19 protein-coding genes are annotated in these 23,667 nt (G+C 45.7%); 3 read left to right on the plus strand and 16 right to left on the minus strand.

The genetic code is table 11. The annotated features are described in order from the left end of the window. Positions 1 to 6 precede the first annotated feature (6 nt). Together NSQ55_RS23450 and gpr are read right to left on the minus strand one after the other, a co-directional pair. Positions 7 to 1,344: a stage II sporulation protein P gene (locus NSQ55_RS23450; RefSeq protein ID WP_076129693.1), complete on the minus strand. Its 1,338-nt coding sequence runs from the start codon at positions 1,342 to 1,344 to the stop codon at positions 7 to 9. A 156-nt stretch (positions 1,345 to 1,500) separates the two neighbouring features. Beyond that, complete coding sequence (gpr, locus tag NSQ55_RS23455) at positions 1,501 to 2,502, minus strand: GPR endopeptidase (protein ID WP_036677518.1); 1,002 nt, start codon at positions 2,500 to 2,502, stop codon at positions 1,501 to 1,503. A 304-nt stretch (positions 2,503 to 2,806) separates the two neighbouring features. Between gpr and rpsT the strand changes: the two genes are divergently transcribed. Beyond that, positions 2,807 to 3,079: a 30S ribosomal protein S20 gene (rpsT, locus tag NSQ55_RS23460; protein WP_036677521.1), complete on the plus strand. Its 273-nt coding sequence runs from the start codon at positions 2,807 to 2,809 to the stop codon at positions 3,077 to 3,079. A 149-nt stretch (positions 3,080 to 3,228) separates the two neighbouring features. Here the strand turns inward: rpsT and NSQ55_RS23465 are convergent, their stop codons facing one another. The 6 genes from NSQ55_RS23465 to NSQ55_RS23490 form a co-directional block, all read right to left on the minus strand. Next, positions 3,229 to 3,717 carry a hypothetical protein gene (locus NSQ55_RS23465; protein WP_076193273.1) on the minus strand — a complete coding sequence of 163 codons (489 nt, stop codon included), beginning with the start codon at positions 3,715 to 3,717 and terminating at the stop codon, positions 3,229 to 3,231. A gap of 37 nt (positions 3,718 to 3,754) precedes the next feature. Next, the gene (gene holA / locus NSQ55_RS23470; RefSeq protein WP_036677525.1) at positions 3,755 to 4,774 is read right to left on the minus strand and encodes a DNA polymerase III subunit delta; all 1,020 of its coding nucleotides are present in this window, start codon (positions 4,772 to 4,774) and stop codon (positions 3,755 to 3,757) included. 276 nt (positions 4,775 to 5,050) lie between these two features. Then, positions 5,051 to 6,307 carry a zf-HC2 domain-containing protein gene (locus NSQ55_RS23475; RefSeq protein ID WP_076304260.1) on the minus strand — a complete coding sequence of 419 codons (1,257 nt, stop codon included), beginning with the start codon at positions 6,305 to 6,307 and terminating at the stop codon, positions 5,051 to 5,053. Next, positions 6,304 to 6,852 carry a sigma-70 family RNA polymerase sigma factor gene (locus tag NSQ55_RS23480; protein WP_036677530.1) on the minus strand — a complete coding sequence of 183 codons (549 nt, stop codon included), beginning with the start codon at positions 6,850 to 6,852 and terminating at the stop codon, positions 6,304 to 6,306. The genes NSQ55_RS23475 and NSQ55_RS23480 overlap by 4 nt, the downstream gene beginning before the upstream one ends. A 308-nt stretch (positions 6,853 to 7,160) precedes the next feature. Continuing rightward, positions 7,161 to 7,397, minus strand: a complete 237-nt coding sequence (locus NSQ55_RS23485; RefSeq protein WP_038572950.1) for a hypothetical protein — start codon at positions 7,395 to 7,397, stop codon at positions 7,161 to 7,163. A gap of 238 nt (positions 7,398 to 7,635) precedes the next feature. Continuing rightward, entirely contained in the window at positions 7,636 to 8,277 is a 642-nt protein-coding gene (locus NSQ55_RS23490; RefSeq protein ID WP_038572952.1) for a bifunctional 2-keto-4-hydroxyglutarate aldolase/2-keto-3-deoxy-6-phosphogluconate aldolase, read from the minus strand. 346 nt (positions 8,278 to 8,623) lie between these two features. Between NSQ55_RS23490 and NSQ55_RS23495 the strand changes: the two genes are divergently transcribed. Continuing rightward, positions 8,624 to 9,574 (plus strand): sugar kinase, encoded by a 951-nt coding sequence (locus tag NSQ55_RS23495; protein ID WP_339169374.1) that lies wholly within the window; start codon positions 8,624 to 8,626, stop codon positions 9,572 to 9,574. Positions 9,575 to 10,070: 496 nt separating this feature from the next. Here the strand turns inward: NSQ55_RS23495 and NSQ55_RS23500 are convergent, their stop codons facing one another. The 7 genes from NSQ55_RS23500 to NSQ55_RS23530 all read right to left on the minus strand — a co-directional run bounded on the left by NSQ55_RS23500 (position 10,071) and on the right by NSQ55_RS23530 (position 19,923). Beyond that, positions 10,071 to 11,087: a LacI family DNA-binding transcriptional regulator gene (locus NSQ55_RS23500; protein WP_076179378.1), complete on the minus strand. Its 1,017-nt coding sequence runs from the start codon at positions 11,085 to 11,087 to the stop codon at positions 10,071 to 10,073. Positions 11,088 to 11,159: 72 nt separating this feature from the next. After that, complete coding sequence (locus NSQ55_RS23505; RefSeq protein ID WP_339169376.1) at positions 11,160 to 12,278, minus strand: hypothetical protein; 1,119 nt, start codon at positions 12,276 to 12,278, stop codon at positions 11,160 to 11,162. After that, positions 12,275 to 12,814 carry an RNA polymerase sigma factor gene (locus tag NSQ55_RS23510; RefSeq protein WP_076185492.1) on the minus strand — a complete coding sequence of 180 codons (540 nt, stop codon included), beginning with the start codon at positions 12,812 to 12,814 and terminating at the stop codon, positions 12,275 to 12,277. The genes NSQ55_RS23505 and NSQ55_RS23510 overlap by 4 nt, the downstream gene beginning before the upstream one ends. A 133-nt stretch (positions 12,815 to 12,947) precedes the next feature. Beyond that, entirely contained in the window at positions 12,948 to 15,011 is a 2,064-nt protein-coding gene (locus NSQ55_RS23515; protein ID WP_339169378.1) for a glycosyl hydrolase 115 family protein, read from the minus strand. Between the two features lie 782 nt (positions 15,012 to 15,793). Next, positions 15,794 to 18,469, minus strand: a complete 2,676-nt coding sequence (locus tag NSQ55_RS23520; RefSeq protein WP_339169380.1) for a ComEC/Rec2 family competence protein — start codon at positions 18,467 to 18,469, stop codon at positions 15,794 to 15,796. A gap of 120 nt (positions 18,470 to 18,589) precedes the next feature. Then, positions 18,590 to 19,108, minus strand: a complete 519-nt coding sequence (locus tag NSQ55_RS23525) for a dCMP deaminase family protein (protein WP_076137388.1) — start codon at positions 19,106 to 19,108, stop codon at positions 18,590 to 18,592. A gap of 113 nt (positions 19,109 to 19,221) precedes the next feature. Next, positions 19,222 to 19,923, minus strand: a complete 702-nt coding sequence (locus NSQ55_RS23530) for a ComEA family DNA-binding protein (RefSeq protein WP_339169382.1) — start codon at positions 19,921 to 19,923, stop codon at positions 19,222 to 19,224. 187 nt (positions 19,924 to 20,110) lie between these two features. Between NSQ55_RS23530 and comER the strand changes: the two genes are divergently transcribed. Further along, positions 20,111 to 20,962, plus strand: coding sequence for a late competence protein ComER (gene comER / locus NSQ55_RS23535; protein ID WP_036677548.1), 852 nt, complete (start codon positions 20,111 to 20,113; stop codon positions 20,960 to 20,962). 61 nt (positions 20,963 to 21,023) lie between these two features. On the opposite strand, the gene leuS is transcribed toward comER, so the two are convergent. Then, the gene (gene leuS, locus NSQ55_RS23540; RefSeq protein WP_076129683.1) at positions 21,024 to 23,474 is read right to left on the minus strand and encodes a leucine--tRNA ligase; all 2,451 of its coding nucleotides are present in this window, start codon (positions 23,472 to 23,474) and stop codon (positions 21,024 to 21,026) included. Positions 23,475 to 23,667 lie beyond the last annotated feature (193 nt).

Here is a 23,667-nt window from a genome sequence, read left to right on the forward strand (position 1 = left end):
TTTATTTTAAGAAGCTCCGTTTGATTTCTTTGGTGTTGTAGTGGGATTCGCCACTTTTTCAGGTGCGTTCACCTTCTCAGCGTCATGACTGCTCCAGTAAACATCAGCGATAGCATCCGCCAAAATATCAGCCGTACGCTTTAATTCCTCAGCCGAATTATCAATTCCGCCCACTTCAATCAAAACACTATTGGGAGACAGGGTCTGATTGTACTCTCCGTTGTTGCCTTTACCCGCAGCTTTTCCCCATATCCCACGAGATATTCCCGGGTAATTCTTTTCAAGCTGTTGATGAATCTTATTGGCAAACTCTTCGTTCTTCTTCCAGTCTTTATTTGCATGTCCAATAATAAAATAGACCTGTGCGTAGCTTTTCCCGTCAATAACAGCTGTTGTTTTACTATGACGCTGCGAATCGCGGTGAATGTCGATAAAACTATCCATTTCCTCATTTGCGCTGAGTGCTGATTTAACCAAGATCCGGGAATATTTATAGGAAAAGTTCCAGTTATAGTCGGTGATTTTGGTTGGAAAATCTTCTTTGGCATGAACCGTACCAATCCCGAGCTGTTCCAGTCTTTTCGTAATATATGATCCTACCAGCATTACATTTTTAGTTGAAACTCCGGAGCTGGGATTTTCATTTGCTGCCCCTAACAGAGGATTGTAGGCCTCTCTAGGATGTGAATGATAGATTAGAATCCGTTTGATGGAGGTATCCTTAGTGCTGTCTGTGCCGCTTTGCGGATCACTCTTATCCGTCCCTTCCTCCGCTGATGGTTCAGGGGATGGTGCAACCGTCGCTTCAGGCTGCTGTGTTGTAGTATCTCCATGCTTGTCCCCTTCGTCCGGAACAGAAGTTTCTGCATCTTCACCACCCTCAGCCAGTTCATCAGTCCCAGGATGATAATCCACTGGTGCTCCTGTAGATCCACCTGAACCTTTCCGCAAAAGAAATGGATCATCCGCCGCCATCCCCGGCACTTCACGAGAGACTAGACTCTTAGGGTCACCTGGATTCACACTGGTTAGCAACTGAAATACGAAAGAAGTTACCTTTTCACCTGAAAAAGCGGAAGGCTCTTTACCCTGCGGTAAATGCGGCACCTCCATCCCCAGCAGCTCCATGAAAAAACCACTGGACAGGGAGGCGGCAAGCCCCTTCATTGAAGGAATGGGTGAAGAGCTAAGCTTCTGTCCGGCCAATCCACCGGCTCCAAGCAGCATAAAAAATACTAGTGAACCTCCGGCCAACAGCAGCATCGTTCTCCCCAGCGATAAAACATCCAGCATTTTTCCCCTTAAACGGCCGATGTTCCAAAGCTGAAACCATTTTTTATTCATTGTAGTTATGTCCTCCTCCAGCCCTCTGTAATCTCTTATACTCCAAATCTATGAGCGCAAGAGCAATACTAGAACCGAAAATGAGAGAATAGACATAAAGCCCGTACAGGATACCTTAATTCAGCATCCCGCCGGGCTAAACAAACCATAATTCAGTTAGTGGGTATACGCGCCAACATTCTCAGGATCAACCGCATCATGTAAAGCCGCATTCAGACCACTGGCCACAATATTCGCGATCCCTTCAATAAATTCATCGATTTCCTTGGGAGTGACAATCAAATCGTGCCCCAGAGGTTCAAGCACTTCCTTCACTAATGACAAGCGTTCCTGCTCAGAGATATCGTCCAGCATCCCCATGATTTCCTTCGTATGGTTTGCTCCTTGCCCGAAGTGATTTTTCATCATCTCCAGCACATTATTTACAATAGTTGAGGCATAGCAGACAGTGGGCACTCCGATTGCGATACAAGGAACACCCAGAATTTCTTGGGTTAATCCACGTCGCTTGTTGCCAATTCCCGAACCGGGATGGATCCCAATGTCGGCAATTTGAATCGTCGTATTGATACGCTCCAGTGACCGGGATGCCAACGCATCTATGGCGATAATAAGCTCAGGTTTCGTCCGATCCACGATTCCCTGCACGACTTCACTCGACTCAATTCCAGTCAGCCCAAGCACTCCAGGAGCAATAGCGCTCACCTTACGATAACCAGGGGAGATCTGATCCGGAACCAGTTCATAGAACTGCCGCGTAATGAGTGAGTTCTCCACCACCAACGGACCCAGTGAATCCGGTGTAACATTCCAGTTACCAAGACCAACAATCAACACAGATGCATCCTTGCCAATCCCAATTCTGATCAAAAAGTCCTCAAATTCGCGGGCAAAAACTTCTGCCACCTTTTGCTGCAAGCCTGTATCTCCGCCACGCAGAGCGGGTACCTCAAGGGTTACATAGTTGCCAATTGCGCGTCCTATTGCCTGTGATCCGGCAGCATTAGCTACACCAAGACGGGTCACTTTAATCCCATCAGACTCTTCCACTTCTTCGTTCACACCAGGGATCGGCGTTCTTTGTGGGCCTTGAGCCATTTCCTTTGCCTCTAATGCCAAATCGGTGCGCACAGAATATAGCTGCAGATCCGGTTCCATTGTGTACCAGCCTCCTAAAAGTTTTGTAAGCATACACTTCCATGAGTTACTTCGAACAAAACTCACTTCGAAAGCGGCTGCTTAGTTTTGTAAGCATACACTTCCATGAGTTCATCCTCATTTGGCAAGCTTCTGCCTATGCTCTTTTGTCGATAGTGTGCGAGAGAAAGCCAATGTTTATGCAGGATACGGAGGTTTAATTTGAAAGCTTTAAGTATTGCTTTTTGCTACCGGTCATGCTAAACTATTTTAAGTTGTGAATCATTTGATAATGATTTCGAATGTCTTACAGGAGGTGAATGCAATGCCAAATATTAAATCCGCGGTTAAACGCGTAAACACGAACGAAAAACGCCGTGCACTGAATGCTTCCCAAAAATCCGCGCTTCGTACAGCTGTGAAAACTGCTGATGTAGCTCTGACTGGTACGGAAGTAGAAACTGCTCAAGCTGCTTTCCTAGCTGCTTCCAAAAAGCTGGACAAGGCCGTAAGTAAAGGTCTGGTTCATAAAAATGCGGCTGCCCGCAAAAAATCCCGCTTGGCGAAGAAATTGAACGCTCTTACGGCTCAAGCCTAAGACGACATTCATAATGAGCAATTGAAGAACCTGACCGCTATGCTTCATACGGTTAGGTTTTTTTGTGTCTATTAATTAATAATAAGTAGTGTTTAAGAGATGTTTATTAAATGAAAGAAGACCCCCTCAGAGAGGCGGTCTTCTTTCATTTATTTATTCTCTTTTTTCATTTCATAATAGTTACCATCCCATAAAAAAATCATCGTTTGATCGTCTTTAACAATAAAACTGCTGCCGGGATTCGTCCAATTATTTATAGACACCGTCTTAACCGATTCCGTCTCGATGCCAAGGTCGCTTAATTCATTTCTGTATTCGTTAAAAAAGTCATCCTTTGTAATGCTCTCTTCTTTATATTCAGGGTTCATAATTTCATCTTTATCAAAAGATGCCTTTTCTTGCGAATAAGTTACCCGCATGCCAATAAGCTTTTCATCCTCCGCTGCCGAGACAGGTGTAGAACCTACTAGACCTTGTACACTCCATTCCCCAAAATAAGAAGGTGCATCTGCAGAGGTATTCGTATTCGCAGGCGACTCAGAAGCTGAACCTGACGGTGAATTAGTATCCGTTTTGCCACAGGAACTAATTAATAGAACGAGTAACAGCAGTGCCGAATATTGAAATATTCTTTTCATAGTCAGATCATCTCCAATACTTTTTCCCCTTCTTAGCTCAGACACCTAAACGCAGCATGAACAGCTCCAGCCCTAGCACTTTGTCTATAGCCCCTGTTTTCATTTTATAATCCAGATCCGCCAATGCACTTAAGATTTGCCGCAATCGTTCACTGGAGAACTTATGGGCCTGCTCCCCAGCAAGCTTAACCGCATATGGATGCAATCCGATCTGTGACGCAATCTGTCCCTGCGAATAACTATGTGCTGATAAATCCTTAACCTGCAAAATAATGCGGAACTGCCGCGCAACCAACGCTGCGATCTTGATCGGTTCCTCACGCTGCTTCAGCAGCTCATATAAGGTATCAAGCGCCTTATCAAGACGCAGATTAGCGATATCCTCAACAAGCGTAAACACATTTTGTTCTGTACCACGGTGTACCAGACTCTCTACGGCCCCCGCATCCACTGTGCCGCCCTTACCAGCAAATAAACAAAGCTTGTCCATCTCTGCAGATAAACCTTGCAAGCCTGTGCCTGCATTCGTTATAAGAATTTCTGCCGTGCCAGGTGCCATTACACAACCCCGCTCACGAATTCCTTTTTCCACCCAGCGCAGCAGCTCTTCTGCTCCCAGCGGATTAAAGGCTAATACTGTGCCCACTGATTTGACAGTCTTCACAATTTTTTTACGCTCATCCAGCTTATCATTATTCACCATAAAGACGATTACACTGAAGTCTACAGGATGCTGCAAATAGTCACTTAAAAGATCTATACGATGCTCCAGTTTGGCATTTTCTTTGCCCGCTGTAAATAACGAGGCATCCCGCACCAGCAATAATTTACGTTCTACCATAAATGGCACAGTCTCCGCTTCTTCTACCACAGCCTGCACCGGCGTCTCAGAGAGATCAAAGGGAATAACTGCGAAATCACGATCCTCTTTAGCAATCAGCTGTTCTTCCAGCAGTGCCGTGAATTCATTCATTCGAAATTTCTCACTGCCATATAAAACATATAACGGTGAGATCTTCCCTTGTTTGATTTCTTTTATCGCCGTTTTGGCATCCATCCCGCCACTTCCTTTTCCATTCATCTAGCCCATTTTGTCCAGAGTTCTATTGTAGCAAAAAAAACTACAAAAATGCATGCAAAAACGGAGAAACTCTGGCAGCCATGGCCAAAGCCTCTCCGTTTAAGCGGCGCATCTATATAAACGACGGAGTGCGAAGCTCTAGAAACTCCGCATCCGGCGGTCATACCGATGTTCTGCAAAACCTATACTTTCTAGTTCCTGTCCTGTTGATATAGTATATTCAGAAACTTCGAAAAAAGTTCCAACCCCACTTTAATTTGTTGAAGATGAGGTTGGAGTGTTCGTTGGTGTCGCCCCAGGGGATACAGCCGGACTTGAAGAAACTGCTTCCTGTACAGTGTACACCTTGGTTACATTCACACCATCTTTTTCAGTCACGTACGTAAACCTCGAGCTGTCCGCAGACCATTCACCAGAAATCCAATTTCCTTCCAGCGGGTAAGAGTTTACGGCTAACCGTTCTTCCGCTGAGCCCTCTGGCGACTTCTTATAAATCACAAGCTGCAGCCCAACAAATTCTATAGCATACTGACCATCAGGAGAAGTCCAGGTCTGCACATTAGGATCTTCAGAACTGCTTAAGCTCATAACTTCCCGTCCATAGTCATAAGGAATCTTTAAAGAATCCTCCATCAGCGGAGCAGAATCAGCTGCGCTGTCTGAATTCATATCAGCAGTTTGCTCCTTATTATTCACCTTTAGCTGATTGCTACTGGCATTACTAGAATCTGAATTTTGAGATTTCGTGGCGACATCCTGCTTTGGCGAAACAATTTTCTCTGTAGGCTTAGGATCTACGCTTTGAGGCGGTTCGGTGATCGACCGCCCTCCAGCTCCAGCTCCCGCATCAGCTGCATCCGCCGGTGCACTTGGCATCGAGGTAGGGTCCACTGGTCCCGTCGCTCTATCTAAAGCGGCGTTATCTTCGTTCATCTCCGGTGCATCCGTCTTATACTGCGCAGCGCCCTCGTTCTCTCCACCAGCGGCAGGTGAAGCTCCATCAGAGTTAGCAGTAATAGAAGCTTGTGATTCCATTGCTGTATCCTTAGTATCATCGCTGGCTGTTTTAGCACTATCCTGCATCCTTTGTTCTACTTCTGCCCCAGGCATTTTATCGGGCATATTAAATATTGCGATCCCTAATAGAACGGCAGCTGCAATAGCTCCAATGCCTGTCCGTGTTGCTATAGAGGTTCCCTTGGAAGGTTTACCGCGGGAGCTTTCACGTGAAAATGGGACAACAACCGGCTCCTCAGATCTCACAGCACTCTGTTCACGACTGCTTCGATCCAATTCTGCAAGCTGAGGTAAAATAGAGTCAACCAGACTAAACGGGGGTTTCACGTCTGGCAACTGCTCCAATTCATTGGAGAGAAGTGTCAGGCGCTCAAAGACTTCCGCGCAGGAAGGACAATTATCGATATGACGGAACATCTCAACAATCTCATCTTGACTCAAATCTTTGTCTAAATAGCGGTGCATCCATTCCATCACCTCCGCGCATTTCATCCCGATACACCACCTTTCTGGTACTCCTGAAGTCTATTCTGCAATTGCTGTCTAGCCCGAAATAAGTATGATTTCACTGTATTCAAGGGCAAATCCAGACAATCTGCAATCTCGTTGTAAGAAAAATCCTGTAAATAGCGCAGGACGATGACTGTCCGATGATGCTCGGGCAATTGATCAATCGCTTCGCGTATATCCTCAGCTAAATAAGAGGATAGAACCTCACGTTCCACATTGTGTTTATCCTGAAACACCATTTCATGTTCATCAATAGAAACTGTAGGTTTAGTTCTTCTGAATTTATCAATGCAAATGTTAGTGACGATTCGCTGAACCCACGTTTTGAACTGGGCCTTCTCCTCATATGAGCCGATTTTTGTATAAACCCGGATCAAGGCTTCCTGAGATGCATCTAGCGCATCTTGTTCATTATGCAAAATGTAGAAGGCCGTTTTATATACATGTCCTTCAATTTCTCGCAATAGGGTGATTAGAGCGTCGCGATCGCCCGCTTGAGCGGCTCTGATGAGTCCCTGCTCCACCACGAAGGTTCCCCCTCTCTATGCAATCTTACTGACGCGCAAGACTGCGAATTTGTTGCAACCGTGTAATTAATATTTTTAGAATACCAAACTTTTCTTAGAACGTCATGTTAAGCCAGCCGTTACAACGCGCTATCCCGCATTGCACAGCCAATAATTCCTACTAAGCATACAGGGGAAACAACAATCATTCAAATACTCTTTTTCACTATCTTAGTAACAAAAATGACATCAAAAGAAACGGCCTATCCCCTTGTCGGAAATGAAGCCGTCTGTCTTAAATATTACCCTCCGGTATCGAGCAAGAAACTCTATTTATAGAGCGCAATTTTGCAGAGCATGAAGACCGCGTAGTTTTCCCTAGTCTCATCATCCACCACATAGGCTTCTCCATTCTCAAATAATTGAGGGTTATTGTAATTGCGCTCTAATCTGTAGATCTGCCCTTCCGTCACCTTACAACCATGGAATGCCGACTCAATTTCTACGTACTCAGCATCATCTTCATCCGCTGCTTGATACAGCTTTTTATCATTATAAGCAGGCATATACTCACTCCCGGCTGGATAATAAATCCTGACGTTCAGTCCATGTATCACTACTCTTCTATTATATAGTTTATTATCTTTATCCCGATTCTATACTTTCTAAAAAGCATAGAATAAAAGGAATATTGACAGCTCAAAGAAAATCAACATAAAAAGGCTGCATGGCCAACGTCTGTCAGCCACACAGCCTATAAATAAAAACGCAAATCAGGATTTCAATCTCCGTTCAAACTATACATTAAATCCCTTTTATCTCTTTAAACTTCGCCACATATTGGGCAGCAAGATCAGTAATCTGATCGTATCGGCCATTCTTCGCCGGTGCAGTCAAATTCCCCCCAATGCCCACAGCCATGCAGCCGTTTGCAATCCACTTCTCCATATTGTTCAAATCCACGCCACCGGTCGGCATAATATTTACATGTGGCATAGGACCTTTAACCGCTTTTACATAATCCGGCCCGAAAGCACTGCCAGGGAACAATTTAAGCACATCCACGCCGTACTTCAGCGCTTCCTTCATTTCATTTAATGTCATGCAACCAGGCATATAGGGAATGCCATAAAGATTACACATCTTAGCTGTCTCCACTTCAAAAGAGGGACTAACCACAAACTCTGAACCTGCAAGAATGGCTATTCTAGCTGTTAAGGGGTCCAAGACAGTTCCGGCGCCAATCACCGCACGACTTCCGTACTCAGCAACCAATCTCTTAATCGCCACATCCGCGTCTGGTGTAGTAAAAGTTACCTCAATATTATTTAGACCGCCTTCTATACAAGCAACGGACATCTTAAAAGCTTCCTCAGCACTATCTGCTCGAATAACCGCTACAACCCCGACGGATGCCACATTCTGCAATACTTTCATTTTCTTCATCAGTAGACTCCCTTTCTCTTGGTACGATCATAGATAAACAGGAAATACTTTTTTAAATAAACTTTTTTATTAAATTTACTAATTATTGCGTTTTGTTCTATAAGGAAATAGTAATAACAATACGATTAACAGTCAATACATTTTTATTACATCAGGTGGAAATAAGTAATAAAATTTAAGAAAAACCTTTATAAAACAAGGGTTTATGGAAACATTATTTTCTTTTTACGAAAAAAGTTTTTTGGTTAACAATTATTCTTTTATTGTACAAAACCGATTTATGTGATAATTTCAAATTACAAATCATTATACTGGGATAAAATCATTACCCTAGGAGGAACTAAAAATGAGTAAACAGCTGGATGCCGTCACTTTCGGGGAGCCGATGGCGATGTTTTATGCGAATGAGGCCGGTCCTCTGCATGAAGTATTTTCGTTCTCCAAAGCATTAGCAGGTGCAGAAAGCAACGTGGCTACAGGCTTGTCGCGTTTGAATCATCCTACAGGTTATGTTACGAAGCTTGGCGAAGATAACTTTGGCACATTCATTGCACAGGCGATGAAGAACGAGAACATTAATACGGACAATATTACTTTTACTAAAGAGTATTCAACAGGTATGCTTATCAAATCGAAAGTGGTTACCGGCGATCCAAAGGTCGAATACTTCCGCAAAAACTCCGCGGCCTCCACGCTTAGTCTGGAGGATTTCGACGAGGCCTACTTCAACTCCGCAGGACATCTGCATGTTACAAGTATCTCCGCCGCTTTGTCCAAGAGCTGTCATGAATTTTCTATTCACGCTATGGAATTTATGAAGAGTAAAGGAAAGACGATCTCACTGGATCCTAATCTGCGTCCTAGCTTATGGCCGGATACAGAAACAATGGTGAGTACCATCAATGATCTGGCTACACGCTGCGACTGGTTCCTGCCGGGACTCGGTGAAGGTAAAATCCTTACCGGACTGAGCACACCCGAAGAGATTGCAGACTATTACCTGGAGCGTGGCATAAGCTTAGTCGTCATCAAGCTTGGCCCTGAAGGCGCTTACTATAAATCCTCTGCTGGGGAAGGTTACGTGGACGGATTCAAGGTGGAGCAGGTTGTTGATACGGTGGGTGCAGGTGATGGATTTGCGGTTGGCGTAATCAGTGCGATGTTGGAAAAGCTTCCGATTGCTGAGGCCGTCAAACGCGGCAATGCGATCGGTGCGTTAGCCGTCATGTCGCCAGGCGATATGGACGGACTTCCCACCCGTGAGGAACTTGCGAAGTTTATGCAACAAGAAGTCTAATAATCGCAAAAAGACACAGAGCAGCGATTCTCCGTTATTGGAGAATCGCTGCTCTGCTTTTTGGGTTGCTGATTGGCTGCTATTGCTATGGCTATGGCTATGCTATTTGCTATGGCTATGCTATTGCTATTGCTATTGCTATTGCTATGCTTCAGCAGTGTAATCACGTACCTCAGGGCTTTCGGACCCAGAAGACGCTATTTGCAATTTTTTCACCTTTGCGGCGTAGTTTCGGACTCCAGTGACACTATTCCTTATGAAAAAGGGCATTTAGCATGTTTTCCATGCCGATAGCTGCGATGGGGTCCGATAGTACTCCAAATATGGGATTATACCGCATATAAGGTCAGCTGAGTCCGATAGTGACTTCCTACGCGAGAATATTACCCAATCAAACCCAAGTTTAGTGTTTAGATAAAGTTAGGTCCAATAAAAGGGGGAGTGCCCAACAAGCTAAGAAATAGCTGCTGGGCACTCCCCTTTTTATAGTTCAAACTTATTTGTAAGACTTCACCGACTGCCCTTGCTGCAAGGTCGGCGGGAAACGATATGTAATTGGAACAGAAGCTCCCTTATCCTCGATACAAGAGAGTATAATCTTGGCAGCCTGCATCCCCATCTCGTAAGCAGGCTGACGGATTGTCGTAATGACCGGATTATAAATTTGCGCGAATTCCGCATCATCTATCCCGATGACCGACAACTGTTCTGGAATAGAGATGGCATTTCGATTCGCATATTTCAGAATTTCCGCTAGTGTGATGTCGTTCGTAGCCAGCAGTGCAGTTGGCGGCTCCGGCAGTGCTAATAAGTGTTCCAGCCCCGAAGCTAATTCCTCTTTGGATACACTGCAAATATACTCCTCACGCAGCGTTATGCCCGCTTCTTCCATCGCTTTTTTGTAGCCACTAATCCGCTCTTTCCGAGGGGTAATCGCATGCTCCCCAATTGGAAGGGACACCAGAGCAATCCGCTCATGGCCTTGCTGAATTAGCTGCCCTACGCCTATCTTTGCCGCCATTTCATTATCCAGCAATAGACTCTGCGTGGTGATTCCATCTACTAGACGATCCATAAAGACTAGCGGGAAATCAGCCTCTACCAGCTTGCTATAGGCAGACGGGTTATTCCCTGTAGGAAAAATAATCAGCCCATCCACCTGACGAGCGATTAAGGTTTCTACATATTTGCTTTCTTTCTCCGCATTCTCATCTGCGTTGCATATGATCACTTGGATTCCGTGATGCTGCAGCTCATTCTCAATCGCCCGGATACATTGGATTGACAGCGTGTAGTCAATATTAGCTACGATGATCCCGACCATATGCGTCCGGTTCTGCTTCAGACTGCGCGCCAGACCATTTGGCTGATAATTAAGCTCTTCAATTACGGCCTCAATCCGGTTTTTCGTCGCTTCGCTCATATATTTAAAACGTTTGTTCAAAAATTGGGAGACCGTACTTTTCGAAACTCCCGCTTTTTGAGCCACATCATCAATCGTTAACTTCTTCATCGCTTCGGCTCCACTCTTCTCAAAAGAAAATACTTTATCAAAAAGTATAGCTTTTATTTAGTGAATTATCTACTAGGGAGTCTGACTGTAAAATTCCTGATACAGCTCATTTTGTCGCTCTTCTGATAAAAATGCCCAATCTTCATCTATCCACCCTGGTCCACCTTTCGTAAGAATATCCGCTTTACAAAGTTCCCCATTCATCTCATATTCCATGGTTAACGATTGTCCATTAATGTCTCTAAATCCAATGGTCGATGCAGGTGTTTGAATGCTTAAGGTCTCCATATCATAAAGCACTGTTTTATCTTGGTATGTCTTATCTACCGGGTATTCTAGGTAACTAAATACGATCTGGTCATGCTCCTTATCCACTGCGATTATTGACTTATATTCTAATAGCTCCCAATCAAAGGACGTAAGCTCTTTCGGTACCACAGATTCTCCTGTCGCTGCTTTTTTAACATTTAGAATAAAAAATCTACCATTCTCCATAATGCCTGAACCTATAGTCTTCGTATAGGTAAATAGCAGAGCGTAATCGCCCGCTCCAAAAAATCCACTCAAATATTGATAAGTACTTGCCCCTCCTGCATAAAGAGGTAAAGTATAAATCCTAGTAGCTGAAGAAGCCGATAATTCCGTCTGGTCCTTCGAGCTCAGGTAAAGAGTGAACGGTTCTGTAGGATGTGTGTACTTTGGCTTCTTGTAGTCCACCATCGGGGGTGGCGGCGACCAAAGGATTCCCGCTGTTGTCTCAACGGCATACGCTTTACTCTTATCTCTGTTCATTGGCAAAGGCATGTAGTATTTCTTACCGCTAATCTCAAATTCTACTGGACTTGTCGGAGGCTCTATTGCTTTATCATTAGTTGCAGGACTAGAAGAAGGCAGTATGCCTGCGCCTTGTGACTGAACGGATGACGAATGAATTGGCCCTGTGTTTTTCCATATGCCCATAGGGAAGGTAAGCGCACCTATCAACAAAATCGTAGCCAGACTGGTCAACACCACATTTTTATTTATCCAATAACGTTTGTAAGCTGAACTTTTATTCGCAGCAGCCTGTTCGATCCGCATCATTAACTCAGGCGTAAAACCATCTTCAATGAAAGGATTTTTGCCTGCTTGCGCATACCAATCCGTCTGCCCGATCATCACTGGATTACTATCATCGGCGTTGCGTTTCATTCCCTCTCCTCCTTCTGGATAGCCTCTTTAACCTTCTCTCTCGCCCGCGCGAGCCGAGATTTCACGGTTCCTTGTGCTAAATTCAGCAAATCTGACATTTCGGCAATGGATAATCCATGTTGAATATCTAGCACAAGCACCTCTCTGTTCTTCTCTGGAAGGGTCATAATAATTTCCCAGATCCGGTTCGCATACTGATTGCCAAGGGCTTCTTTTTCCGCAGAAGGTGAATTAACAGCAGTAGGTTGATCACCCAAAGCTATGAATCTGCGCCAAAAGCTATTTTTGCTCCAACTGAAGGCCGTATTTCTGGTAATCGTAAGCAGCCAGGTTTTCATCGAAGATTGCCCCCGGTATTTTCCAACATTCTTGTACGCCTTCAAAAACACTTCTTGGCTGATATCATTTGCCTGCTCTCGACTTCTAGTTAAGAAAAAAGCATAATTCCACACATCCGAGCCATACGCCTCCATCATTTCCCGCAAACTCATTGCGGGCGCGTACGCTGCTGTATATGGTATATCTTCGCTTAGCATTTTTCGCCTCACCCCTTGCCTAATAAGACTTTCCAAACTTGAAAAAGTTCCCTCTAAAATAAAAAATAGGTCATTCATAAAAAAACACCACCGATGAACGTTTAAGCGTTCACTAGTGGTGTGTGGATATTTTTTAAAGAGAGCTGAATTTCTCCTCCAGCCGCCGTGCAAGCTCATCGTCCGGTAACGGATTACGATGCGTATTTTCCAGATAGATATGCTTTTCGGTCTCGGGCATCAAATATTCCTTATACCATAGAAACATATCCGGACTATCCCCCTGAATCCGCAAAAATTTACGGGCCGTTTCTACATGATCTATAGTGTTGGCAATATTGGTCAACCAATCAGCCCGATAAAAATGCTTCCACTGGCCGATCTCTGCCCGTAAAAGAGCCTGCTGGCCCTCCTTATAATCCCAAACCGCATGAGAAGCTTCGATAAACGCCTCTGGAAATCGCTCTTCTTGGTAACACATATACGCCTGGCAAAGAGAGGATAACCCGCTGCACCCGCTCCAATGCAGCTCAATTTGAACTAGCAGTTGAACATGCAGCCTGTTTCTCTCTTTTTCGGGTAAAAGTTCCATCACCTCTTGGCACTGCTTTCGCAGCAGATACCAAACTAGTACAACTCGCTCAGCTCGATCCCTGAACCATCGAACCTGCTCTACAAAAGGAACATCCCCTGCGGCCCAGCGCAGTCGCTCATCGCTCTCCGTCTTATTTTGCAGCCAATGCCCTATAATCTGCCTTGCCGGATGATGATAGAATTCATCGCCTGCGCGGTCGTCAGCATTAGGACCATATACTATGGTGTTTTTGAAGTAGCTTTTGTACAATTGTGCAATTCGCCCCTGCTGCGCTGTGTAGAAACGGTTAACGAAGGTCTGAAGCTGTTCATCAGCATCTGCTGTTCCATCCATCCACAACTTTGCTGTCAGATCTAATGTATAGAGATGAGGCAAAATATTCCCTGAATTCACTAGCAGATATTCACTAGCCCCTGCCGCAAATGCCCCCTGTAATTCCTCCACTATAAAGGACGGATCCGTTGGGAATTGTGTTAGATGATTGGAGGCCTGCAAGTCGTGGAAGGTGACGTGGTAATATACCCCGTTTTTGCCTTGATCTCCTGCCTCGGGTAGAGCAGGCACGCGCAGATTTAGATGGCCATGTCGTCGCGACACCATTTTACCGTATCCGTTATCCGCCCATATTTTAATAACACCTTCTGGCACTTCGATCTTTCCTTGTTTATACAGCTCTGCAATTTCTCCGTACATCGCCATACAGCACACAGGCTGGTCCACATATTCACAGATCATATCGTATTGCTTGCGAACTACAAATGAGATCAAATCGCCCCGTTTCTCCGGAGTATCAAAAGAGGGATCATTCTCCCAAAAAGGTTTATCACCCTGTCCGCGGAAGGAAAGCACCCAGAGTGTTTTTTCATCTTTTTGCCGCTCGATGGCTTCTCTCCACAGCTGTTCAAACAATTCTGGATATTCTTTATAGCTAGCCTGCTTGCCCGGAAAAGCACGCAGGAACATTTGCGCGCCAAGCGGCTCCGCATGATGATGTGTGATCCACAGTCCCATATCCACCGCAAGCTGATGATGAATTCCGTTTCTCGGCAAATCCGTCCCGGGGATTACCATATTTCCACCACAGCGCAGCAGCGCTTCAAAAACAGGCTTCCATACCTCCGCCGTCGGAGGATAATCCTCCTTCCAGCCGATAAGACACACTTCATCATTCACGAACCAACCTCGGTAACGCACCTTTGGCTGAATGCTGTTGTAATCAGAAATAGGTAAATTGATCGCATCTTTCTTAACAGGAGGAAGCTCCGCCCAGAACCAGAAGGGATCGACACCAAGCACGTGGCGGCTATAATGAAGCATCCCATAAATAATGCCCAATTCATCGCGGCCGATAATATGCAAGATCCGATCCTCTTCACTACCTGTAAAACGCAAACAAAAACCCTCCGCCCATTCCGGGCAGCCATCATCCTCTGTCGCATAACGAATAATTACAGTAGCTGCTGCTCCTTGTACCGGAGCTTTTCCGAACACCTGCTCATGATCCCTGGCGATCATCCGCCAAGCATATCCAATTGGATTACTGCGTTCCACTTGAACATCATATACACTTTCCGCTGTGACTCTAAATTCTGCATATGTATTCACTATCGCTTCATCTCCTAATTCGCTACAAAACACGGAGGACACAAGCTTCTCACCACCGCACTTTGCAACATAGTTTAAGTAAGCATAGAGTTTACCAGAATCTTTCATCTCTATTATAAAGCGTTTACATAGATTGTGCATGCGTAATAATTACTGGAGGAGGACGGCGGTTCCTAGAGCTACTGGATTAGAGCAGCTGGTGCTAGTGAGGACAACAGATACTAGAGAGAGACAGCAATTACTGCATTAGAGCACCAGCCACTAGATAGGGAAAGGAGTTACTGCGTTAGAGCAGTAGGTGCTAGACAGGACAACAGTTACATTATTAGAGCAGCTGGTGCTAGAACAAATGGACTGGGATCATCAGCAAGTAACAGGAACTTATGTGAAAGTTAGTATCGCTACAACGATAATATGTAACTGAGGTGCTTTGATATGTTCATATGGAGCGTTTAGTTGCACTTTGTGCAACTAAAAAAGATCTTTCCAGCTCATAAAGTGATTTAGTTGCACTTCATGCAACTATTTCTGCTCAAATTTAGAAAAATAGGCGTTTTTCCAGATTTTAAGTGTACAAAGTGCAACTAAATGAAGAACCAGCTACTTTAAATTGCGATCTATTGCACAAAGTGCAACTAAACAAGGTTTTAGTTTTATAGTGGTGTAAAAGACCACGAAAGGAGCTTTAAAGGGGCCTTAAAGGAGCTTTAAAGGGACTTTATAGAGTCTGCGAAAATTAACATACACCACCCAGCGCTCAATCACATTACTCAACTACCTCCCTAATCCGCTCCCTCCGCCAACTTATGACGCACAATAATCCCGTCGGCCCGCACACGCATCTGGATCTCTCCCTGCTGATCCGTTCTATAAATAGCAGCTTGATTAGCTTTCAAACGTTCCAATACCTCAGCTTTCGGATGACCATATAGATTATTTACTCCTGCAGAAATCACCGCAGCGGCTGGGTGCCAAAACTGCAGCCAAAACTCGCCTGTTGAAGTTTTGCTCCCATGGTGAGCTACTTTCAAAACGTCAATGGCAGGTCCTGCGTTAATGCCCTTTTGCAGGGCTTGCTGCACAATCTCCTCCTCGGCTTCCAGATCCATATCTCCGGTAAATAGAAAATTTCTTCCGTTCATCTCTAGACGAAAAACTACAGAATCGTGGTTCTGATCCTCCAACAGTGGGATGCTATTCAGCATAGAAGAACCTGACGCTGCTCCCTCTCTATCTTGTTCTTCCGGCCATAAAAAGGACAGCTCCGTCTTATCATCCGGGGAAAGCCTCATTCCCTGATGTACGGCATACAGTTGAACATTGTTCTCCAGCGCAGTCCGCATCATCTCCATATAAGATTCACGGTCAGCGAGTGTGCCATTAAAAAGCAGTGCCGAAACCGGAATTGCCTCCATAACGGCTTGGAGTCCCCCGGCATGATCCTGATCCCCATGAGTCAAAATAATCGCGTCCAGACGGTGGATCCCACGTTTTTTAAGCAAAGGCACCAACACTTTAGCCCCTACCTCGAACGGGCTGCGGCGAATGCGCCATTCTTCTTTTTGCCCAAAATTTAACGTTCCTCCACCATCTACAAGAATATGAGCTCCTTTTGGTGTAGTGATGAGGATACTGTCGCCTTGCCCGATATCCAGGTAACTAATCGTCCCTTTACCCGCCTGACGTTCTGACTGATAACCCTTGTACAGCATTAGGCCCAGTCCAACCGCAGATAGTAGAACAATCGCTCCGCTCCAACGTACAATCTTAGGTTCATCCAAAAAATACTGTGCGCTCCCCGTTCCCCCAAACCCGCCGTGCTTGTTCACAGATAAACCAATCTCAGCTAACGGCCTCGTCTCATCCTCCATATACTGAGGTGTTGCGCGGGCTTCTACTCTTAGCTTGGCAGCATACAACAGCCCATACAATAAGACATAATACACTCCGATCCACAGCAGTGAAGGCGAGCGCCAAATCAGAACTCCACCAGCAAAACCATTAATCCATTCAACCGCATAAAAAGTAACGTTATTCAGCAGCTCCGTAATATGTGCAAAAAAAATCGCGGCATCTCCCCACAATCGTCCAAGCAGTAGCGCAAGCGTTCCTAACGGCAATACGATAAAAGTAATAAAGGGCACAAAAACCAGATTAGCCACTAAAGACAGCAGAGAAAATTGATTAAAATAATAAATCGTCAATGGAAATGAGACCAACTGGGCAACTAGAGTCACAGAGACGGCGCTTTTAAGCCAGCGTGGCAGTGCGCTCAGCAGAGGGTCCATAAGCGGAACGTAGACCATTAATCCTAAGGTCACCAGAAACGACAACTGGAAACTGACACTGAGCAGCATGTAAGGATTCCAAATCAGCATAACCAGTGCCGCTGCAGCCAAAATATTCAGTCCATCCTTCAGCATGCCAACTCGTGCAGCGAGCAATGCAATCATACTCATTAATCCCGCACGCACGATAGACGGACCCGCACCTGTCAACAGGACGTATACAGGAACGAGCACTAAGGTGACTGTTAGCGTGGTTTCTTTTGTCATCCGTAAGCGCCTGAATATAAATAAAAGAACACCAACATACACCGCAACATGCATACCTGAAATGGCGAGGATATGTGTCAAACCAAGTTGTGAGAACTGCTTAAAGGTATCCGGATCGAGATCATCCTGCATCCCAATCACCAAACCCTTCATATATCCAGAGTGGCGCGCTTGAAACAGCCGATCCGTCTCCGCTCCAAGAATTGCCCGCGCTTTATCATTCCAGCGTAAGATCATTAACGGATTCCATGAATCTGGAGCAGTTGCTTGTACATTTTCTGCACCTTGACTCTTTAGAATCCAGTGAATCTTCTGCGTATGCAAATAGGCCCTATAATCAAACCCTCCGTAATTCCGCGCTGTTGCTGGCTCTTCAAGTACACCGTTTAGCGACACCTGATCCCCTCTGCGCCACTCCGCAGCAATAGCGATTTCTTGCTCGGCAAGTAGTTTGATCTGCACCATAATTAACTCCCCATGCACTCTTTTATCTTGTTCGTCCCGCGGATCAGGTGAAGCGGCATCTTCCTCAGTAATCAACGATAACTCTGAGAGCTTCATCGTGAAATCAACCCGGTCCCCGTCCCGTTCCACAACGGAAACTATCGTCCCCTTAGCCTCCACGGCAGTCTCATTCAACTCCGACAATAATCTCCCTAGCGCTTCAGGCAGGTGACTTAAATTGCGGCCTTCATTCCATTCCCAATATCCAGCGGATAAACTAATCGCCAAACAAAATATCGCCAGCTGTTTCCATCTCATGTTCACCCAAACCCTCATACTCACCAGTAAAATTAATAAACCAGCCCACGCCAACCACGTTCTAAACCCTGAACCTAAACACGCTGCTGCGCTTCCAGCAATCCAGCACACTGTAAAACTTAATAAGGGTCTCTCCTTCATGCCTCCACTCTCCTCCTTTCGCAAGATTTAACAAAAAAAAAGAACCTCTGCATACGCCATAAAAGCGCACGAGAGGTTCTTCCTCAAGCCATCTTATTCAATTAGGGTTGTACAATACAGCTACTCCGCTACTTTAATCATCGTTTCACTTGGCGGCTCATAGTTCTCCAATTGGCGAAATACGATGCCTTTGGCAGCCATCATTGCTTCTACCTTTTCCATATCCTTACGGTAAGGACGATAATACACAATCTCCACAATACCGCTATTAGCCAGCATATTTGCACAGGTCCAGCAAGGCTCATCCGTCACGTAGACGGTACTGCCTTCCCGGTCAATCCGGTCTGTGAATAGCAAAAGATTCTGTTCGGCATGAATCGTGCGAATGCAGCGCTGTTTCTTCACCATAGTCTCTACGCCATCCACGATCTCCATCTCATATTGCTCCGAGAGCATACAACCTGCCTCTGAGCAATCAGGTACGCCCATTGGCGCCCCGTTGTACGCGGTACCAAGCAGCTTCTTGCCTTGCACCAGTACAGCACCTACATGTCGTCGTGAGCAGCGTGAACGTGTTGAGACCATACAGGCAATGTCCATGAAATAAGTATCCCAGTCTTTACGATAGGCAGTAGTCATAATCAATCTCCATATCCTTCTAAATAGTTGTTAACTATTGTAGCACATCCCCGCAAGTTTTCACTAGGACAACGGTTGTGGCACTTCCAACGATCTTCATTTCTTATTTATCTTCAAAATATTACTAAAGCTTTTAACTTCTCCAGCATTTTAGGTCCTATCCCCTTTACCTTCCCCAGATCAGACAGGCTGCGAAAGGTCCCTGCACGGTTGCGGTAATCCATAATTGCCTGAGCCTTCTTTTCTCCGATGCCCGGAAGATCCATCAGCTCCTTAACACCCGCAGTATTCACATTTACTTTACCTTCCTGTGAAGCTGCTGATATGGAAAGCTCAGTTGTCTCCTTAGCCGCAACAACTTTATCCCCTGCCGGCGTTTGCTTCCCTGCAATGTTTGGCATTTGAACTTCTGCCCCTGCTGGTGTTTGGCCTTCTGCCATTGGCGTTTGGCCCGCTCCTTCTGCTCTCTCCCCCGCAACTGCTGTCGAAGCTTTTTCAGCTGCCGAAGTTTGGTCAGCTTGTTCTGCTTGCGCAGCCTCCTTAACCTTCTCACCTTCTTCAGCATTCCCAGCAGCTTCAGCCTGCCCTGCATCTTTCTCTAAATGTAGCTTATTTCCCTTCGTCTGATGACCTCCCTCACTGCCCCCAGCAGCTGGAGCGGCACCAGACTCAGCGATTCCAACCGCTTGCTCCATACCAACATTCAAAGTCTCCCACCCGGCAATCCCGGAATCGCCCTTGCTCCCTGCCGCCCATAAAAGCCCACTTCCTATTACAGCAGCAGCCACTCCGAGTACGATACTTCCTTTATTCATATTACTTTCCTCCTCACAAAAATTCTTCTTATGCCTTTTTGTGAATCTTCATACATTCCTGCGGCTGGAAACTCCTTTAATAATTCATACAAAACCTGTCATCTGTCCAAGTCTATCCTGCATACATATAACGAAGAGCATTCATGTCAGTTAGTAAATAAGCAACGCTAGAAAGGAGGAACCACAGGTGAAAGTTGGATTTATCGGAACAGGCAGCATGGGCAGCCTGCTGATTGACGCCTTTCTTTCTTCCGGAGCCCTGAATCCGTGCGATGTACTCGCCAGCAACCGCAGTCTGAATAAACTGCTGGAGCTAGAAGATCGTCATCCCGGCATAAACTTATGCGGAAGCAATAGTGAAACAGCGACTGGAAGTGACATTGTTTTTTTATGTGTAAAACCGCTGGAATTCAAAACCTTAACAGATGAGATCGGCCCTTATCTCCGTAGCGATCAAATCGTCGTATCCATTACAAGTCCCGTTCAATTGCAACATCTGGAATCCGCTTTGCCGTCCAAAATAGCCAAGATCATCCCCAGCATTACACACTGTGTCAAAAGTGGGACATCACTGTGCATATTTGGCAGCAGGCTTAATAAAGAAGACAGGCTCGTGCTGCTGCAGCTGTTGTCTTTCATAGGTGTTCCTTTGGAAATTCAAGAGGCCCATACCCGAATCGCTTCTGATTTCTCCAGCTGCGGACCTGCGTTCTTGAGCTATTTCATTGAACGCTGGATTGAAGCTGCGGTGGAAGTTACCGGGATTGAAGAGACGTTAATCAGCCGGCTTGCAGGTGAAATGCTGCTTGGAACAGGCAAGCTGCTAACAGAAGGAGAATTCACCCCGCAAGAGCTTCAAGAACGTGTAGCTGTCCGTGGTGGGATTACCGCAGAGGCACTGAACCATCTTCGCATTAGCCTTGAGGGCGTATTCGAACGTCTCATCATGACTACCCATGATAAATACGATGAGGATGTTACCAAGCTGGATGCGTTATTTGGGCATGACGGTATTATTCAAAGTCCCGTAGACCGTTAGAAAACAATAAAACCCGCAGCACGGAATTCTCCGTTGCTGCGGGCAATATTGCGTTCTTCGCTTAACCCACTACGATATTTACAAGCTTGCCAGGAACCGCAATGATCTTGCGTACGGTTTTACCTTCTACTGCTGCACTCACATTCGGGAGTGACAACGCATGAGCTTGCATCTCTTCTTGACCCATATCCTGCGGGATCAATGCGCGTTGTACGATTTTACCATTTACCTGAATAACGATTTCAACCTCAGCATCCACCGTCCATGCTTCATCATACGTTGGCCAAGCCACGTAGCTGATACTTCCTTCGTGACCGAGCAGCTGCCACAGCTCTTCAGCGATGTGAGGCGCCAGTGGTGACAACATTTGTACGAAGTGTTCAGCAGCTTCTTGGGACAAAGTTTCTTGCTTATAAGCATCGTTAATAAAAATCATCAATTGGCTAATTGAGGTATTGAAACGCAGATGCTCGAAATCATCAGTGACCTTCTTAATGGTCTTGTGCCAAGTGCGTTTGAACTCGTCAGTGCCACCGTCTGCTGTGATTTTGGTGCTCAGCTTACCATCTTCACTCACGAACAGGCGCCATACACGGGACAAGAAACGGTGAACTCCTTCTACACCCTTTTCATTCCAAGGTTTGGTTGCTTCCAGAGGGCCCATAAACATTTCATACACACGCAGCGTATCTGCACCAAATGCTTCTACAATCTCATCAGGGTTGATGACATTTCCGCGTGATTTACTCATTTTTTCATTATTATTTCCAAGAATCATACCTTGGTTAACCAGCTTATGGAAAGGTTCTTTTGTTTCAACTACGCCGAGATCATAAAGCACCTTGTGCCAGAATCGTGCATAGAGCAAGTGAAGCACGGCATGTTCCGCTCCACCAATATACAGATCTACTGGAAGCCATGCTTTTTGTTTCTCAGGGGAGCACAGCTCTTGATCATTTTTCGGATCAATATAACGCAGGTAATACCAGCAGCTGCCCGCCCATTGCGGCATGGTGTTCGTCTCGCGGCGAGCCTTCATGCCAGTCTCAGGATCGATAGTTTCCACCCACTCTGTTACATTCGCAAGTGGAGATTCCCCTGTACCCGAAGGTTTGATTGCCTCTACATCTGGCAGTACCAGCGGCAGCTGATCAACCGGAACAGTCTTCATTGTGCCGTCTTCCAAATGCAGAATTGGAATGGGCTCTCCCCAGTAGCGTTGACGGCTGAACAGCCAGTCACGCAGACGATAAGTTACTTTGCCTTTACCTACGCCCTTCTCTTCCAACCAAGCAATCATCTTCGCAATCGCTTCTTCATTCTTGAGTCCATTCAGGAAATCAGAATTGACATGCGGCCCATCTCCGGAATAAGCCTCTTCTTCAACGTTGCCGCCTTGAACGACTTCCACGATATTCAGGCCGAATTGTTTAGCAAATTCCCAGTCGCGAGTATCGTGACCCGGAACTGCCATAATTGCTCCCGTTCCGTAACCAGCAAGCACATAATCTGCAATCCAGATTGGCGCCTTAGCACCATTCACAGGATTAATTGCATATGCGCCTGTGAAGACACCGCTCTTCTCTTTCGCCAAATCCGTACGCTCCAGATCGCTCTTACGTGAAGCTTTTTCACGATATTCTGCCACAGCAGCACGCTGTGCTTCAGTTGTAATCACATCAACAAGCTCATGCTCTGGTGCCAATACGCAGTAACTTGCTCCGAACAGTGTATCTGGACGTGTAGTAAACACGGTCAGGTTAGCTTCGTGACCTTCAATGTTAAAGTTCACTTCTGCACCTGTTGATTTCCCGATCCAGTTGCGCTGCATATCCTTGATGCTTTCGGACCAATCCAGCTCTTCCAGATCCTCCAGCAAACGCTCAGCGTACTCTGTAATTCTCAGAATCCATTGACGCATCGGTTTGCGCACGACAGGGTGACCTCCGCGCTCACTTTTACCATCGATAACCTCTTCGTTGGCAAGTACCGTACCCAGTGCCTCACACCAGTTAACAGGTACTTCTGCTACATAAGCCAGGCCTTTGTTATACAACTGGATAAAAATCCATTGTGTCCATTTATAATAATCCGGATCTGTCGTACTGATCTCGCGGTCCCAATCGTAGGAGAAACCCAGCGATTTGATCTGACGACGGAAATTATCGATGTTCTTATCGGTAAAATCACGTGGATGCTGGCCGGTATCCATCGCATACTGCTCAGCCGGAAGTCCAAAAGCATCCCAGCCCATCGGATGCAATACGTTGAAACCGCGCATCCGTTTGTAGCGAGAAACGATATCCGTCGCTGTGTAACCCTCTGGATGACCTACGTGCAGTCCTGCACCTGAAGGATACGGAAACATATCCAGTGCATAAAAATTGGGTTTTTCAGGATCTTCTCCTGTCTTAAAGCTTTTGTTCTCATCCCAGAACTTTTGCCATTTCGGCTCAATAGCCTGCGCCCGGTAACCAGTAGCGGGTATGCTATTTGTTTGGTTGTCGCTCATTGTCTGCTCCTCCTTGGAGTGTTACTTCTTAGATTTCTTATTTCTTAACCAAGCATATTCGCCCTCGGTGTCCATATAAGGACGGTAAGCATTTATGCGGGAAATATAAGACATGAAGTATTGCGTGAAACGTATACTCTCTTATATTTACAAAAAAACCTCCCATCCCTAGCGTATTATCGCTAGGGACGAG

Source organism: Paenibacillus sp. FSL H7-0943 (genome assembly GCF_037963265.1).
GTDB classification, from domain to species: Bacteria; Bacillota; Bacilli; order Paenibacillales; family Paenibacillaceae; genus Paenibacillus_AQ; species Paenibacillus_AQ odorifer.